This window comes from Marinobacter sp. X15-166B (assembly GCF_001752365.1).
In the GTDB taxonomy this organism is placed as follows: Bacteria; Pseudomonadota; Gammaproteobacteria; order Pseudomonadales; family Oleiphilaceae; genus Marinobacter.
On record NZ_MEIY01000001.1, the window covers coordinates 1,088,902 to 1,105,023 of the forward strand.

At 59.1% G+C, this 16,122-nt stretch carries 14 protein-coding genes; 2 read left to right on the forward strand and 12 right to left on the reverse strand.

The window, feature by feature from the left end:
• Positions 1-11: 11 nt before the first annotated feature.
• From BG841_RS05130 to BG841_RS05165, 8 genes are all read right to left on the reverse strand, one after another.
• Positions 12-1,139 carry an AI-2E family transporter gene (locus BG841_RS05130; RefSeq protein ID WP_228141601.1) on the reverse strand — a complete coding sequence of 376 codons (1,128 nt, stop codon included), beginning with the start codon at positions 1,137-1,139 and terminating at the stop codon, positions 12-14.
• 29 nt (positions 1,140-1,168) lie between these two features.
• A complete protein-coding gene (locus BG841_RS05135; protein ID WP_198929154.1) occupies positions 1,169-1,999 on the reverse strand; it encodes a hypothetical protein in 831 nt (276 codons plus the stop codon).
• Positions 2,000-2,079: 80 nt separating this feature from the next.
• Positions 2,080-4,140, reverse strand: a complete 2,061-nt coding sequence (locus BG841_RS05140) for an FUSC family protein (protein ID WP_228141602.1) — start codon at positions 4,138-4,140, stop codon at positions 2,080-2,082.
• Positions 4,141-4,201: 61 nt separating this feature from the next.
• A complete protein-coding gene (locus BG841_RS05145; RefSeq protein ID WP_070056670.1) occupies positions 4,202-5,065 on the reverse strand; it encodes an HlyD family secretion protein in 864 nt (287 codons plus the stop codon).
• An 8-nt stretch (positions 5,066-5,073) separates the two neighbouring features.
• Positions 5,074-5,274, reverse strand: a complete 201-nt coding sequence (locus BG841_RS05150) for a DUF1656 domain-containing protein (protein WP_070056671.1) — start codon at positions 5,272-5,274, stop codon at positions 5,074-5,076.
• Positions 5,275-5,444: 170 nt separating this feature from the next.
• Positions 5,445-6,971, reverse strand: coding sequence for a tripartite tricarboxylate transporter permease (locus BG841_RS05155; protein WP_070056672.1), 1,527 nt, complete (start codon positions 6,969-6,971; stop codon positions 5,445-5,447).
• Positions 6,971-7,417 carry a tripartite tricarboxylate transporter TctB family protein gene (locus tag BG841_RS05160; protein ID WP_070056673.1) on the reverse strand — a complete coding sequence of 149 codons (447 nt, stop codon included), beginning with the start codon at positions 7,415-7,417 and terminating at the stop codon, positions 6,971-6,973. The genes BG841_RS05155 and BG841_RS05160 overlap by 1 nt, the downstream gene beginning before the upstream one ends.
• Positions 7,414-8,391, reverse strand: coding sequence for a Bug family tripartite tricarboxylate transporter substrate binding protein (locus BG841_RS05165; protein WP_070056674.1), 978 nt, complete (start codon positions 8,389-8,391; stop codon positions 7,414-7,416). The genes BG841_RS05160 and BG841_RS05165 overlap by 4 nt, the downstream gene beginning before the upstream one ends.
• A gap of 234 nt (positions 8,392-8,625) precedes the next feature.
• On the opposite strand from BG841_RS05165, the gene BG841_RS05170 reads away from it, so the two are divergent.
• Together BG841_RS05170 and BG841_RS05175 are read left to right on the forward strand one after the other, a co-directional pair.
• Complete coding sequence (locus BG841_RS05170) at positions 8,626-10,260, forward strand: ATP-binding protein (protein WP_070056675.1); 1,635 nt, start codon at positions 8,626-8,628, stop codon at positions 10,258-10,260.
• Positions 10,232-10,918 carry a response regulator gene (locus tag BG841_RS05175; RefSeq protein ID WP_070056676.1) on the forward strand — a complete coding sequence of 229 codons (687 nt, stop codon included), beginning with the start codon at positions 10,232-10,234 and terminating at the stop codon, positions 10,916-10,918. Before BG841_RS05170 ends, BG841_RS05175 begins: the two co-directional genes overlap by 29 nt.
• Positions 10,919-10,948: 30 nt before the next feature.
• Here BG841_RS05175 and BG841_RS05180 read toward each other — a convergent pair whose 3' ends face one another.
• The 4 genes from BG841_RS05180 to BG841_RS05195 all read right to left on the reverse strand — a co-directional run.
• The gene (locus BG841_RS05180; RefSeq protein ID WP_070056677.1) at positions 10,949-11,824 is read right to left on the reverse strand and encodes a hypothetical protein; all 876 of its coding nucleotides are present in this window, start codon (positions 11,822-11,824) and stop codon (positions 10,949-10,951) included.
• The gene (locus BG841_RS05185) at positions 11,799-14,663 is read right to left on the reverse strand and encodes a toxin VasX (protein WP_070056678.1); all 2,865 of its coding nucleotides are present in this window, start codon (positions 14,661-14,663) and stop codon (positions 11,799-11,801) included. Before BG841_RS05185 ends, BG841_RS05180 begins: the two co-directional genes overlap by 26 nt.
• Positions 14,647-15,519, reverse strand: a complete 873-nt coding sequence (locus tag BG841_RS05190) for a DUF4123 domain-containing protein (protein WP_070056679.1) — start codon at positions 15,517-15,519, stop codon at positions 14,647-14,649. Before BG841_RS05190 ends, BG841_RS05185 begins: the two co-directional genes overlap by 17 nt.
• The coding region (locus BG841_RS05195) for a bacteriophage T4 gp5 trimerisation domain-containing protein (RefSeq protein WP_416202615.1) at positions 15,516-16,122 on the reverse strand (607 nt) is incomplete at its 5' end. The genes BG841_RS05190 and BG841_RS05195, both read right to left, overlap by 4 nt.

Genomic DNA, 16,122 nt, shown 5'->3' on the forward strand with positions numbered 1-16,122 from the left:
CCCGCAGCGCGTTATTTTCCCAACAGCTCCCCCAGTGGGCGCAGATTGATGACGTGGTCACAGAGGGATTTGATCACCATCATCACCGGGGTGGCAATGACCAACCCCACCGCCCCCCACAACCAGCCCCAGAACAGCAACCCCACAAAGACCGCCACCGGGTTGAGACTGGACAGGCGGCTGGTCAGCCAGGGCATCAATAAATAACCTTGCAGGCTGGTAATGAACAGGGAGACACCGGCGACGATCAGAGCCATATTCATGGAACCAAACTGGATAAACCCGGCGGTGCCGGTGCCCAGAAACACCAGGAACGGGCCCAGGTAGGGAATACTGCTGGCCACTCCGGCGACGGCCCCCCAGAAACCGGCTTGCTCGACCCCCAGCAGCAAAAACGCCAGCCAGGTCAGAACCCCGACAAACACCCCGCTCAGCAACATCACGAACAAGAAGCGCCGGACCTGATGGTGAAAATCCGCCATAATGTAGGCCGCCTTGCGCATACGCCCAAAAGAAGGCCCCGCCATGCGGACCACCTTGCGCCGGTATAATTTGCCCACCGACAACAGAAAGTACACCAGAAACAGGGCGGAAAAACCCTGAGACACCAGCACCAGACCGGCAGAGGCCCCGCCGAGCAGAAACCGCTGCACACTGAAGGGCTGTTCGACGATGCGCACCGGGGTCACCCCCGGCATGCCGGTGTCCGCGTCACTGGCCGAGGCTTCGATTTCTTCAGCGGCCACCTGTGCTTTTTCGAGAATACTTTCTTCGGTGACCGGCACCCGCGCTTTTTGTTGCTGGAATTTACCAACGGCCTCCGGCACCTTGTCCAGCATCGCCAGAGCTTCACTGTGCAGCGGTATAGCGGCACTGACAAGGATCGCCACAACCAGAGTGACAACGAAGGCCGCGCTGATCGGACGGGGCACATGGAAGCGGTCAAAGGGTGACACCAACGGGTCCAGCGCGTAACTGATCAGCACCGCAACCACCAGTGGCAGTAACACCGCCTGCGCCCAGTCGATAAAGAAAATCGACGCGACACTCGCCAGCACAATAAGAGATACGCTGCGGGCGTTTATCGCCTTGATCAGCGGTGGCCGGCGGGTTGCAGGTGTATTGTCAGGCTGGTTCACCAACTGAACTCCTTGTTAGAGTCGTGTCGCTACACCTCTGGCTCCCGGTAGCTTTGCAGTCGGTTGAGCCAACCCGGCAACCAGGTATGCCGCTCAATGGGGTTTCGGGCGTTGTGGGCGCGCCGGGTCAGCACCACTGCGGCCGCCTCGCGGAACTGCTGCAACGCCGACTGGCCTCCGGCAGCGTCCATCTGCTGCAAGACCTGCAGCAAGCCCCAACCTTCGCCGTTATAACGCTCGCGGGAAGACAAGCCTTCGCCTTTGAAATTCACATAGTCTATTACAGCATAGGTGCCGCCCGGCGTTTCAACCAAGGCTTGCAGTCGTTGCTGTAAGCGCTGCTGCTCCGCTGGTGGTGCCGCCGCAATCGCCCGGCCCAGGGATGCCCTCGCCCGGGCCACGATAAATTCAGTCTGGATGGCGTGGGTGTCTGCCAGAAACAGCCGCAGTGAGCGCACCTGGTCGCTGTCCTCTGCCGCCATAAATTGGTCGCGATCAGCCCAGGGGGCCGCCATGGGGTCGAGTTCATCCAGCCAGCCCGGCAGCTCCACGGAACGCAGCCTCATAAAACTGATCAAGGCGGGAAAGCTTTCCACAAATCGTTCATCCACACCCTCCGGGTACCAGATAAAATGACCGATCCCCAACGATGGAAACGCCTCACCCCGGTTCCAGTGCACCAGACAGCGATGTTCACTGGCACATTCGTTCTGGAAAATCCGCTGCCCCACCCACGCCAGTTCCGCGCCGCTCAAGCGCAGTCCGGACTCGGATGGTTGATCCTCGCAGCCCGCGAGCAACAGCAGCAATACCAGGGGGAACAAACGGAAAAAACGGAAAAAACGACGAACATGCAGCACTGAGAAACCCCGGCTCAACAGACTGATCACAGATAGGCAGACAACAGTTCAGCTTAAGTAGCCGGACTGTGTCTGGCAAGTTATGCGCCGGTACCGGTATGAGCCTGGCCGGTCTCCAAACTGCTCCAGGCCGGTTTACCCTTGGCGGCGGACACGGTCATGGCGGTGCGCTCAAAGGTCAGGGCGAGGCGCTCGCACAGGCCCTCGGCAATAAGAGTGTTGTTGTCGGGTTCCTCTTGGCCCGCCCGTACAGCCACCAGCAGACGGGCACTGGCATCCCGGAACAATGTATTGCTCTCCCCCCGGGAACTCATCAGGTAAGTCTCGGCCAGCGCCTGCTGCCATTGCTGAAGCCGGGCGTCAACCCGCAGCCCGCGGTGTTTTTTGATCAACTGCCGCAAACGCATGGATACATGGCCCAGGTTCAGCCCGGTGAACCCCAAGTCGGTGATGTAACGATCCTTATGACCGATGTCCTGATCGTAGTTGGCCAGCCGCAACAGGCGCTCCCCCATGCGGCCATTGAACCAGTTTTCAGGATGGGGGTGGTTGTCGATATCCAGCAAGTCCCGGGCGGTGGCTTTCAGCAGCCGGCGTTGCATCAACTGGCTGTCCGGAGGAGCGACCAGTTTGAACACCCAATAGAGAAGCCCGATGCCGACGAACAAGCCCAATGCGGTACTGAGGGCGACTTCCACATTGAACATCATGTTGTTGCTGGGCTGCACAATGATGGTAAACGGAATGCAAAACCCCAGTCCGTAAGGCAGTGTCGGCCATTTCGCCAGCGCCAACAACCCTAAAAAATAGGGTCCGGCCAGCACCAGTACCAAAATTTCATAATCACCGCTGCCTTGTGACAACAAGGCCAGCCCAAACACCAGGGCGAAGGGTATCGACACGATCACCCCCACCAGGAGGCGGCGCATAAACGACGTCAGCGCGACCAGTGAAAAGCGCGCCAGGGTGACCGAAAACACCACCGGCATGATCATCATGACAACCGCGGCAGGACTGGCGGTGGCCACCCACACCCCCGCGCCAATCAGAAACACCACCGCGGTCCGCAAGCCGTTGATGGCCCCCAGCAGGGGGTCCCGGTGGGTGGTCAGCTTGGGGGCGTTCAACAGGGTGCTGTCCCGGTTTTCCAACGCGTTATAAGCCCGCAGCACCACCACCAGATCCGCAACCAGCTCCAGCGAGGTACGGGTCATGCGGAAAATGATCGCGGACTCGTCCACAAAGCGTTCGCGCTTTTCCAGCAGATCCCGCCGCAGGGCCTGGGTCTGCAGGTAGGCTTCTCCGTAGTTGTTGGCGGCGACAATCTTTTTGAAATGCGCCTGCATTTGCTGTTGCAGGGTGGCAAACGCCGGGGACACCAGATCGCCGTGGTTTCGATGAAAACGCCCGAGGATCTGAATCACCGCCAGCAGGGACATCACCTTGTTGCACAGCACATTGGCCGCCCGGGCCCGACCCGGGCCCTCCGGGCCTTCATAAACCACGGCACTGGAATCCTCCGTCAGCGTCATCAGGGTTTCCAGAATCTTGTCCGCCTGCTGGTGACGCTGCTCGTGGGTACTTTTCGGGTCCAGCTCCAGCGTGAGGTAACTCACCGTCATGTTGATGACATTACGGGCGTGGCGGCGCAGGCTGTCCTTGACCTGAACCGGCCACAGCAGTTGGCTGACCAGCATGGCGCACACGGCACCGACGGCAATTTCACTGATCCGCGCCTGGGCAATCACAAAAACCGCCTCGCTGTTGGCGGTGGTGGTATCCACCATCACCATGACCACCACCAGGCCAGCGGTCATAGCGGCCATCGCAAAGGCGTAGGTAAAGTTCCGGCTGAGCACCATAGTGGCGGCGGCCGAGTTCAATCCGACCCAAAGAGCCAGTCCGGCGAGGGCCAGATAGGGGTAAGGGGTAAGGAACGCCAGGATCAGAATACCAACCAGCCCACCGACCACCGAACCGGCCACCTGACAGACCACCTTTTCGATCACCAGGCCACTTTCGGGACGAATCTGCAGAAAGATGGCGGATACCAGAGCCCAATAGGGCCGGTCCAGCCCCAGCGACATGGATACAAACAACGCCATGGCCATGGCGATCACCCCCTTCACAGCAAAAATCATGCTGCTCCGGTCGGGGGTGAGCAACTGAACCGCTAAGGGGTGCGTGGACATGGCAACCACCCTACTGGTCGGCGTCAAGGTAAATCGAAACGGTCATGCCTGCACTGATATTGATACCCTCAGGAAGTGGATCGAGGGCAATGTCCACCGGGATGCGTTGCGCCAGACGCACCCAATTGACCACCTGTTTGACCTGGGGCAGGAGTTCGCTGTTACTGCTGGCGTTGGTATCGGCGATGCCCCGGGCGATGCTCACCACCTGGCCGGTGAGTTTGTGCTGCCCGCCCATCAACGTGATTCGGGCGTGCTGGCCCACATGGACGCCCTGCAGTTTGGTCTCTTCAAAATAGCCGGTAACGTAAAAAGAGTCCTTTTTCAGCAGAGACAACACCGCCTCGCCTCTGGTGACGTAATTGCCTTCCCGCAGACTGATGTTGCTGATGGTGCCGTCTTCCGGCGCCGTCATGCGGGTGCGTGTCAGGTCAATGCGCGCGCTGTTGAGCTGTGCCCGGGCCAGTTCGTAACTGGCCCGGGCCGACTCGGCCTGGATACGATAGGTTTCCAGACTTTCATCGCTGATGGTCTGGCGGCCACTCAGCCCCTGGCGGCGCTCATACTGATGCACGGCCAGTTCCCAGGCGCTGCGCTGCTCGGCAAGGTAGGCCTCCGCTTCGGCAATTCTTGCCTTGGCACGGGTGTCATCAATGGCAAATAGCGGGTCGCCGGCGCTGACCGCCTGGTTGTTGGCCACATGCAGTCGGGTCACCCAACCGGAGACGTCCGGCGCCAGCGTGATCACTTCCGCTCGTACCCGGCCATCCCGGGTCCAGGGGGAATACAGATAATGATTCCAGACCCAGTAACCCGCCAGCAGTGCGACCACCACCACCAGCAACGTCACCCCGATACGCACCATTTTTGCCATAAGCCAGTCTAATTCCCGAACAAATAAACGATTGCCGCCAGATAACACACCAGCAGCCCCACCTCGAACCAGGCTGCCTTCCAGATATGACGGCGCCAATCCAGATAATGTAAGACTTGCCGGGTCAGCGCCGTCAGTATGAACGCCATTGGCACCAGAGCCAGCAGCGGACTGATCAGCACTCCTCCAAAACTCAGTTCGTGAAGCATGTATCCCTTATCGTGACTGTGTCACTGCAAGAAAAACAGATGTGTTGCCAAGAATAGCTAAATCGCTGGCGGGGGTCAGTTTTTTTTGCCGGCAATAAAAAACACCGGGCAGGGCCCGGTGTGAAGCTGATGACAGACTGATCATCAGAAAACCACTGAAGATGTCTTGCTTAATCGCCGAGCGGCCCCTCTTTGAGGGCAGCTTTCATGCGCAGTCTGAGGATGGGGCCAACCACCGCCGGCAATACCAGCCCCAGACCGGCCACCACCCACAGCCCCAGCGCCAGTGGACTGGCCCAGAGGGTGCTCCAGTCACCGTCCGACAGAATCAGGGCGTGGCCGAGGTTCTTCTCCATTTCCGGCCCCAGCAATAACCCCAGAATGATCGGCACCAGGGGTATTTCCAACTTGCGCAGAAAATAACCGGCCACTCCGAACGCCACCATGAAGTACAAGTCGAAGGTACTGTTACTGATGGAGTAGATGCCCACGAACGCCACCATGGTGACGATCGGCAGCAAATACATCGGCGGGATCGACAGCAACCTGACGAACACCCCGATCATCGGCACGTTCAGCAGCAACAGCAGCACGTTGCCGATCAGCAGCGCGGCAATGACTCCCCAGACGATGTCGGCGTTCTGCGTAAACATCAGCGGCCCGGGGGTGATGTTCAGCGAGATCAGCATCGCCAGCAACACCGCAGTGGTTCCGCTGCCGGGCACGCCCAGTGTGAGCATGGGGACCAGTGCACCGGAGGCGGCGCCATTATTACCGGCTTCGGGCGCGACCACGCCACGAATATCCCCGTCACCGAAGGTACCCTTCTTGCCAATCACCCGCTTTTCCAGGGTGTAGCTGATGAAACTGCCCAGGGACGCGCCGGCACCGGGCAGCACACCGGCGATGAAGCCCAGCACACCACCGCGCAACTGCGTGGGCAGGGTGCTGAAAAACTCCTTGAATGTCAGAGTCACCTTGCCGACGTTGACCTTCTTGTGGCCGCTGCGAATACGGGATTCCACAAAAAACAGCAACTCGGAGATGGCAAACAGACCGACAATGGCCAGAATGAAGTCGATCCCTTCGTACAGTTCCAGCACACCGAAGGTGTAGCGCTGGGTACCGGTGCTGATATCAATGCCCACGGTTGAAATCATGATGCCGATCGCCGCGGCAATCACCGTTTTCATCGGGTTTTTACCGGTGATACCGCCCAAGGTGGCAAACGCCAGCACAAACAGGGCGAAATACTCTGCCGGGCCAAAGGTCAGGGCAAATTTCGCCAACACCGGGGCCAGCATGATCAGACCAATGGTACCGATCAGGCCGCCAGCAAAGGACGCGATGGCCGAGATTGCCAGCGCATCCGCCGCCCGCCCCTTGCGCGCCATGGGATAGCCGTCCAGGCAAGTCATCATCGCCGGTTCGTCACCGGGTATGTTGAGCAGAATGGACGAGATCCGCCCGCCATACATGGCACCGGCGTACACCGAAGTCAGCAGGATCATTGCGGTTTCCGGGGGCAAGCCGAGGGTGAACGCCAGCGGAATCAGGATCGCCACACCGTTGGCGGGCCCCAGTCCCGGCAAACACCCGATCAGAGTGCCCACGAACGCCCCGAACAGGGCGAACATCAGGTTGTACGGCGTTAACGCCACCGCAAACCCGTCCATCAAAAAGCCGAGGGTTTCCATCAGTTGATCTCCAGCAGGCCGGCCGGCAGACTCAGTGACAGGCCATAATTAAACAGCCCGAACACCACCACGGCACTGATCAGACCCGTGAGAAAGCCTTTGCCCGGGGTCGCCCCCATGCGCCAGCACAAGGTCCCCACCGCCAGGGTGGTGGAGATCACAAAGCCCAGTGGCTCCAACAAGAAGGCATAAACCACCAGCACCACCACGGCCACCAGCAGCTCGACCACGGTTTTGCCCCAGGGCCACTCGGCCTCGGGATCCGGCTTTACCATCAGATAGAGACTGCCGATAACCAGCACCACCGCCAATATGGTGGGAAACGTCTCCGGGCCGACCCCTTCCGAGCCACCGAACGGCTCAGGCCACTGCTGGGCCACCCAGCCGTAGGCTACGGCCAGGACCAACAGGCCCAGGCCGAGCAAGCGGTCGCTCAGTCCGCTCATTTCATCAATCCGATTTCACGGGACAGGTCGGCAATATCCTGCACCTGCTGCTGCACAAAACTTTCGAACTGATCGGCATCCGGATGGAACGGAATCAGACCATTGCTGGCCATCACCTGCTTCCACTCGTCGCTGGCGTACAGTGTGTCGATCGCCTCGACCCAGTATTGTTTGGCTTCGTCACTGGCGCCTTTGGGCATATAGAAGCCGCGCCAGTTGGGGCCGACCGCATCGATGCCCTGCTCCTTGGCCGTCGGGATGTCACCGAACTTGCCGGGCAGGCGCTCGTCCGCCAGCACCGCCAGCACGCGCAGATCGCCCGAGTCCATGAAACCCGTGGCTTCCGAGATGTCACCGGTAAAGGCGTCCACCTGGCCACCAACCACCTGGGTCATGGCCTCGCCACCGTTGTTGTAGGACAGGTAGGGAATCGCCGGCAATTGTTCGACGCCAGCGGCTTTGGCGGCAATCAGCACTTTCAGGTGATCCCAGCCACCGCGGGCACTGCCACCGGCAAACTTGATCGACCGGGGGTTGGCCTTGCTGGCTTCAAACAACTCGCTCAAGGTTTGGTAAGGGGAGTTCTTGCCCACGGCGATGATGCCGTAATCGGCCCCCAGCGCACCGACCCAGGTCACCATGTCCGCATCCAGATTGGGGAACTGCTTTTGCGCCAGGCGTGTCGTGGTCGCGGTGGACGCGGCCACCAGAAGTTTGTCGTCGCTGTTACGCTTGCTCACGGTGTGCGCGTAGGCCACACCACCACCCGCGCCGGCCATGTTGATGGTCTGCACACTGCCCTCAACCAGCTTCAGCGTTTGCATCACGTTACCAACACTGCGACAGGTAAAGTCCCAGCCGCCACCCGGATCAGCCGGCGCCAGACATTCCACTTTGCCGGAAGGCTGCCACGCCATGGCCGACATACTGAAAACGGCCGCTGCCGCAAACGTCAGAGTTCGTTTGATATACATGAATCATCTTCCTTCACTTGTTGTTGTATGCGCTCCGCAGGAGCCGCCCAACAGACAGATTAAAAGGCGCCCTTGCTTCTCCAAAGTTTGTGGACGTAATGCCTTTTAAAAACCTAACGGGCATTATGTTCATAAAGTTCACGGGCAAATCCGCAACCGGTGATTTACTCTGCACTTTCAACGACAACAAAATCCGATTAAGCCGTGGCGAGAAAAACCCAACTCAAAACCCGCATGATCCTTACTCTCGGGCTGGTCAGTGCCTTGCAAACCGCATTGATTGGCGGGTTTGCCGGTTATTACCTCAGCGAATCGCTGTACCGCGAGATCGGCCAGCGGGCGTTGATGGTCGCCAAAACAGTGGCTGCCAGCCCCACCGTGATAACGGGCATTCAACAGCGCGACACGGTCACCCTGAACCACCTTGCCCGCACCCTCGCGGCCACCAATGAAGCCCTGTTTATCGTCATCGGCGACCATCAGGCCATTCGGCTGGCGCACCCCTCACCCGAGCGGGTGGGCCACTCCATGGCGGACGACGACGGTGACGATGGCCGCCAGGCTCTGATCGACGGCCGCGGCTACATTGCCCGCGCGGTTGGCAACCTGGGAGAGTCCATGCGGGGTAAGGCCCCGGTCAGAGCTCCGGAAAGCGGCGACATCATCGGGATCGTGTCCGTCGGTTACAGCGTGTCCCAGGTGAGCGCAACCATTCAGCGTTACAACTTCGTGCTCTACGGCGTGGTCGGGGTAATGTTGCTGCTCAGTATTCTGATTGCGGTGGTGATTGCCGGACGCTTCAAGCGGGAGATATTCGGTCTTGAGCCGGAAGAGATCGCCCGCCTGTTTGAAGAACGCAACGCCACCCTGCAATCGGTGCGGGAGGGTATTATTGCCATCAACCGGGATGGCGTGATCACCACCGTGAACCGCACCGCCCTGGAAACCCTGGGGCTGGATGAACAGACCCCGGTCGCCGGCCGGCCAATTCTGGAGGTATTGCCGGAAAGCGACCTGCTCGCCGTCCTGCAGTCCGGCCTACCGGACTTCGACCGTGAAGTATGGCTCAGAGGCCGTCAGATGGTGGTCAACCGGCTGCCGGTGCGCCAGGGCGATGACATCATCGGCGTAGTTGCCAGCTTTCGACGGCGGGATGAACTGGATCACGTCAGCCAGCAACTGACCCGGATTCAGCAATACGCCGATGCCTTGCGCAGCCAGACGCACGAGTACTCCAATAAATTGAACACCATTGCCGGTCTGATTCAGATTGGCGCCAACGCCGACGCCCTGAGCCTGATCGGCCGGGAAGTCAGTGGCCATCAGGAGCTGATTCACTTCCTGCTGGATGCGGTGCCGGATCCGGTGATCGCTGGCTGTCTGCTGGGCAAGTACAACCGTGCCAAAGAAATGGGCCTCCACCTCGCCATTGATCCTGGCAGCCAAATGATCGACCTGCCTGACAACTTGCCCCGTGACCAGCTGGTCAGCGTGCTGGGCAACCTGATCGACAATGCCCTCGAAGCCACCCGCAAACACACCGGCGCCGGCGGAGAGGTAACCCTCTCCATGACGGACCTGGGGCAGGAACTGATTTTTGAGGTGGAAGATCAGGGACCCGGCATCGCCGAGGAGGCGCGGGAAAGCATCTTCGAAAAAGGGGTCACCACCAAAACGCAAAAAGAAGAACAGCAACACGGTTACGGGCTGTATCTGGTGCGGCAGTTCCTGAACCGCTGGGGCGGATCCATCACTCTGGAAAATCTGGCCGGCAGTGGCAGCCGTTTCACCTTATACTTACCCAAACGTCCGGCTATCCCTTATAAATCAGGAGCATCCATTGAGCACCATCCGTCTGCTGATCGCTGAAGATGACCGTCAGATTGCGGAGATTCAGCGAAGGTTTGTTGAACGTCTCGACCATGTTGAACTCTGTGGTATTGCGCACACCCTCGCCGATGCCCGCGACCTGGTGGAAGTGCTGGCGCCGGACCTGATACTACTGGACGTGTACTTTCCCGATGGCAGCGGTCTGGAGCTGTTGCGGGAGCTGCGCGCCCGGGACAGCCGCAGCGATGTGATTCTGATCACCGCCGCCAAGGAAGTCGACACCCTGCGCAGTGCTTTGCGCGGCGGCGTATTTGATTACATCCTCAAACCGCTGGTGTTCGAGCGGCTGGAAGAAGCCATCAACCGCTTCCGCCATCAACTCGAGCACCTGTCCGGACTGAACCAGCTGGCCCAGAGCGAAGTGGATGCGCTGATCCCCAGAAGCGCGGAGGAAGGTGCTCCGACCCCCAATGGCCGTCTGCCCAAGGGCATAGATGCCCTCACCCTGGAGAATATTCAGGAAGTTCTCGCCAACGGCGAACACTGGAGTGCGGAGGAAGTGGGCAGCGCCATCGGCGCCTCCCGCACCACCGCCAGACGCTATCTCGAATACCTGGTGGGCACCGGCACCCTCATCGCCGAAGTCACCTACGGCAGTGTGGGCCGGCCGGAAAGGCGCTATCGGGTGGTGGAGTAGGCTGAACGGTCGACAGCACTTGGTGCAACCTCAGTAATAGTTTTTTTTGCCGAATATCGCTTCGATTTCTTTTGGCCATTTGAACTTGAAGGGGGTGAGTTTCCACCAAAACATTGATGGCATGAAAATCATGAATACCAAATTACCTAATATTCGTCTTATGAGTGTTTTGGAGTTCAAATATCTTTTGTATGAATCATGATTGATGCCAATAAGCTCGACACGCTCCTTCTCTGCAACCTCTCCATGGTAGTACCTAACAATGAAGTTCCATCTTTGATACATAACGCCTTCATTGAAAGTTGAGGATATTCTCTTGCGCTGCAAGGCCCTTTTGGGCTTTTTTCCACAAAAATAATGGTTATTCCTCAAATATAGATGTGAGTAATACTGACGCTCCCACATTACGCCGGAACCCAGATACTGCAGATTATGGGAAAAACTTACCTCCAGTTCATTCCAGGGTATCCGGTAGAAAGTGCCTCTATGCCCCACGTACACCACCCCCCCGTGCCGGTCGATCCGCACCGGCAGAGTGAGCGGAAAAAATATCTCAAACAGGTAAACGGCCGCCCATAGGGGCACGAACAGCGCCGCCGAAGCAGCGAATACGCCATAATAGAACTGACCAATAATCCACATAATCGACAAGGCGACAATCATAAATAGGTTAATGGGAACCAACTGAAACCGTCTAAGAATCATAAACGCGGTTCGTACATCAATGATTCGTTCATCGATATGCGAAAATCCAAAGTCCATTGCATCTGACGAAGTCGACACTCCTGCTACCATGGAAGCCGGAGGGCTAGCGAGCCGCTCACCCTGAGTCCGATACCAAGGTTTCTGTAACTGTTGCTCAAGGTCCGTTTCCGGCAAATCACAGTTCAAAGGTGAGTCGCTCATTAACCCCCAGCTCCTTTACGGTGGTACCGTCCAGTATGACCCGCAATCCGCCATCCCCGGTCACTTTGCGACCGCCCTTGACGTACTCGATCAGCAGTTCAAGCTGGTCGCATTTGTTGTGGTTATAGTGGGTGAACCGGTAGGTGGCCCCCGGGGGGGAGGCGCGCACGGTCCGTCTCTGCCTGAATATTCCGGTAATGTCATTCCATTCATTGCTCAGGATCAGGTTGCGATTCGCCTCGTACAGCCTGATGAGCACTGCGCACTGTCCCTCGCGGTAGCCGGGGAAATACACCGCCAAGCTGGTGATTTCGGACAGCACACGGTGTTCCCCCTGACGGGTGATGGCGGGCAGGGCGGGCACATGGTCTGTAATGGACACCACCGGCGAGAACAGCAAATGGTAAAAAGCGTCCATCTCCGCCTCAAAGTAGGCCCGGATCGCGGCCCCATCCTTCGTTGGCACCAAGGCCTTGCTTGCCTCCAGCAGCTCCGCGTTTTCAGGTCGCGACTGGCCAGCCCAGTAGCGCAGATAGGGTCCATCCCCCCAGAAAGACTGGCACAGGAACTCCTCGATACGGGAGCGGGCGATGTACAGCTGGACAGCGGTGACTGCCACAGAAAACACCACCAGCACCGCACCCACAAGCACAATCGGGGTTCCCACCAAGGTGGCAGTACCTGCCACCGCCAACGCGGTCAGGTAACCGATACCAATGGCCAAGCCAATCTGGACGCCGGCCAGCACCACCGCGACACTATGACCGGTACGCTGAGCTTGCCAAGCGGCTCTACTCTCAAGAGTTATTGTTAATAATGGTCCAACATAAGGCAGGTATTTAATTACCGTTTTTGTTATAAATTGCGTACCCTTTGACAAGAGTTTCAATTCCTTCACACCGCCTAAGACCACCGACACCTTGCCTCCAGCCGCCGCCAGGTCCACCCCCAGGGATTTGGCGTACTCCGTGCGGATCAGCAGCCCACTGAGGTTGATCACGCTTTCCGCCAGGCTCCATAAGCCGTCCACCATCGGTAACCACTGGTCGATGCTGGAGCGGTCCGCCAGCACGACATCTTGCCGGGTGACCTGCAGACCGGAGAACAGGCTGGCCAGATTGACTGCCTGAAACAGAGCCACCGCGCCGATGAATTTGCCCCGGTTCTGTTTGATGTCGGCCACCACCGGGTCAAGCCGGGTGTGCAGCCAGCCAAAGGGGTTGTCCCGGAAGTCGGGGGTCAGGTGGAACACGTCGATCAGAGTGTCGCGCAACCGGTTGCGTGCGTTTGCTTCCAGTATGCCGGCGGCGAGGGGAGACAAGGCAAGTTCAGACAGGTTATAACCCGAGGCGGTCGCCAGAGCACGGCGGTTGGCAGTCATGAGCAGCTCGGTGGCCATTTCCAGGGTCACACTCTGTTCATGGATGAGGATCCCGTAACGCCGGGCGACTTGCCGGATCCGTTGCTGCCATTGCGCCCGGGTTTGCGGGTCGGCCGCCCAGCCTCCCTCTGCGGCGGCGGGCGCGGCGAACTCCAGCAACAGGGTGTCCGCTGCAGCGGTGGCTGGCACATAGCCCGGCATGTCATCCATGCGGTCCACAATGTTCAGGGTGCCATAGTCAAAGCCGGGAAGCGCCTTGAGTTTTTCGGTGATCTTGTTGGTGGCAGTGACCAGAAACAACACGCTTTTTAACGTGTCACCAATGGTGCCGGCGTCTTCACCCGGTGCCAGCCAGGTGCTGGCGTCCTCCCGGCCGGTGTCAGCGGCGCCATAACCGTCGAGAATGTCCGCCAGCTCCTGTTCTACCGCCCGAAACCCCTCCGCACTGTAGGTGTCATTGAGTTCCAGTTTTCTGGCGAGCGGCCGGGAGGCCATCCATTGCTTCCAGTCGGCAAATACCCGGGTCCGAATCTGGTCATACTCTTCAATTTGCCGGTGATAATGCTCTACAAAGGCGTCCTTTTCGGATGCCCGAATGCGTTCTCGCAGGGTGTCTGTGACCTTTTGGCGCCCGCCATCCGAGGTTTTTTTGGCCGTTTCCCGCGCAATCAGCGCATCCACCATGTGGGCGGTGGTATAGGCGTAGGCGTTCTCCTCCGCATGGTTCTTGATCAGATGCACATACAACGCGTGCAGTTGCCCCAATTCGGCGGCAATACCGATTTCATCATCCAGCGCAACGCCGTAAGCATACTCCGTGGTTTTCTTGCACACCCCGAGAACGTCAGCCGCGTCCGTGCCTTGATTGAAAGCCGTAAGGCTCCAGCCGAACTCAACCGGGAGCGGCCGGAATTCTTCAATAAACCGGAACACCGTCTCGACCTCAGCGATATTGTCGCCCTGCCCCTTAGCTGGCAGTTCATCCAGCTCAAACACCTGCATGTACTGCGTGCGGACCGCCGCATCCGTCCTGACCAGCTCCTGCAGGCGCGGGGGCCACCGATGGGTGACAAACTTCAGAAACACCTGCCCTGCTGCGGGGTGTTCAATACAGGGCAAAGCCAGCTCCGCGTCCTGCCCCGGCAACAACACGGAGTTTATCCCGGGCTGCACATCCCGAATCTCTCCATTCTGGTCCACGCGGTATTCATGCAGCACGCCATAAGCCCCGGAATACAGATACACCCAGCCCGCGGTCAGCTTTCTCAGACAGTAATGCGCGTACCCCATAGAGACCGCCGGCGGGGAAAAGCCCGCCGGCAAGGGAGTTTCTTCCTGACTGACCGCCCAGCGCACCGGGTACAGGGCCACCGTTTTGTCAGGCAGGGGGCACATCTGAACCGCGGAATTGATATCATCCGTTCCCTGCAAGAACGCAGCACTATTGGCGTTGCCCATAATCCCGTCCCTCCCTGGACTGTTGTTCCGCGTATGCAGCGACGCGTACAATGGCTTGTGACGGTTGCGACGAATGACGGTCCCAGATTGCGGTCACGTCCGCACGGGCAAACGCGTCCAGGCCCAGCCAACCGTGGGTATTGATATACAGAGCCAGATCCCTTGTGCTCCACAACCCTTTACCATTGGCGGCCCGGATCAGCCGGACAATGATCGAATCGCCCTCTTCCTGCCTGCTCTCGCTGCCCATCAGCTGGGGGAAATAAGTGGCGGTGTGGCACTCGAGCCTTCTGAGTGCCGTGCGCTGCACCGCCTTCTCCATGGCCACAAGATGCTTTTCCCGGATCACAAAGGGGGCCGTTTGCCGATCGCTGGCTGGAGTAGCCTGGCGAAAATATTCCCAGGCCCCGGTGGTTCGTTCCTGAACAGCTACCACACTCGCCGGCCCCAACAGGCGGCCGCTGTCTTCACCGGAGCGGTCGGTCGAGAGCAGCCCTCGAAGTATCTCCGGATCGTAGAATCGAAAGATCGCCGGCTCACCGCCGGTCGTCAGCGCCATCAGTAAATCGCGACAATGCCGAGCCAGCTGCTCAATCCCGAACTCCGATGCCAGCGCAATGGCCACCCCGTGTTGCACCCAGCCAGCAAAACAACGGGTGGCAAAAGGGCCGTCGAGCGGTGCCTTGACCAACCAGGGAGAAATCGCCATCAACCCTTCAAGCTCGGTACCCCGGTACAGCGCCTCGCATACCGGGGCCCCCTCATCCCCATAGATATACCGGGACAGTCCATCTATTTTTGCGCCATCGGCCAGGATGTAGGTCTCCGCGTCGCCGCTTATGCGAGGCATACTCATGAGGTCGTACCTGCGGTCGTGTCTGGGCATAGCTCACAGAGTCCTTTGCCCTGTTGGGCGGCATTTTTCAGCGCCCGGATCTGATCCGCGGTCGCCAATGGTCTTGTGGCCCCCGGTGAAGGCGCGACCTCGCCTGTGCTCACCACACCAGATTTGTCCACCGTCCCCGGCCGCTCCGGCACCTCTGTCTGCGGTCCGCTTCCCCTGCCCGCCGTGCCACCTGCATTCAGCCTGATGGTCGGACCGCCCATGGCGACGCCACCGGGATCAATCTTTACAAAACTGCCAGCGGCTTGAAGGATTATTTCGGCGCCGGCCTCGATGACAACTTTGTGACCGGCCTTAATGTGCAGTTCACCGCCGGACTTACTCAGCCAGGCCGTTCCGGCTCTGAGGTGCAGACTGCCGGTAACCTGAAAACTGTGGTTCTTGCCGGTCTGTGCCCACTTGTCACCCTTGACCGTGGTGTGGCTGTTGGCCTTTATCTGGCTGAAGCGGTCGTTCGCCACGGTCAGATGGCGGTCGTGGCGAATGACCTCCGTGCGGTTGTGCCGGGTGTGCACAGCCAGGTCTTTCTGGGCGTGGAGGTAAATCTGCTCCTGG

Coding starts and splice junctions, on each gene's coding strand:
- BG841_RS05165 (WP_070056674.1), bottom strand. CDS start 8,391: ATGTATATCAAACGAACTCTGACGTTTGCGGCAGCGGCCGTTTTCAGT.
- BG841_RS05170 (WP_070056675.1), top strand. CDS start 8,626: ATGATCCTTACTCTCGGGCTGGTCAGTGCCTTGCAAACCGCATTGATT.
- BG841_RS05190 (WP_070056679.1), bottom strand. CDS start 15,519: ATGAGTATGCCTCGCATAAGCGGCGACGCGGAGACCTACATCCTGGCC.
- BG841_RS05150 (WP_070056671.1), bottom strand. CDS start 5,274: ATGCTTCACGAACTGAGTTTTGGAGGAGTGCTGATCAGTCCGCTGCTG.
- BG841_RS05160 (WP_070056673.1), bottom strand. CDS start 7,417: ATGAGCGGACTGAGCGACCGCTTGCTCGGCCTGGGCCTGTTGGTCCTG.
- BG841_RS05140 (WP_228141602.1), bottom strand. CDS start 4,140: ATGATTTTTGCTGTGAAGGGGGTGATCGCCATGGCCATGGCGTTGTTT.
- BG841_RS05185 (WP_070056678.1), bottom strand. CDS start 14,663: ATGGGCAACGCCAATAGTGCTGCGTTCTTGCAGGGAACGGATGATATC.
- BG841_RS05180 (WP_070056677.1), bottom strand. CDS start 11,824: ATGAGCGACTCACCTTTGAACTGTGATTTGCCGGAAACGGACCTTGAG.
- BG841_RS05145 (WP_070056670.1), bottom strand. CDS start 5,065: ATGGCAAAAATGGTGCGTATCGGGGTGACGTTGCTGGTGGTGGTGGTC.
- BG841_RS05155 (WP_070056672.1), bottom strand. CDS start 6,971: ATGGAAACCCTCGGCTTTTTGATGGACGGGTTTGCGGTGGCGTTAACG.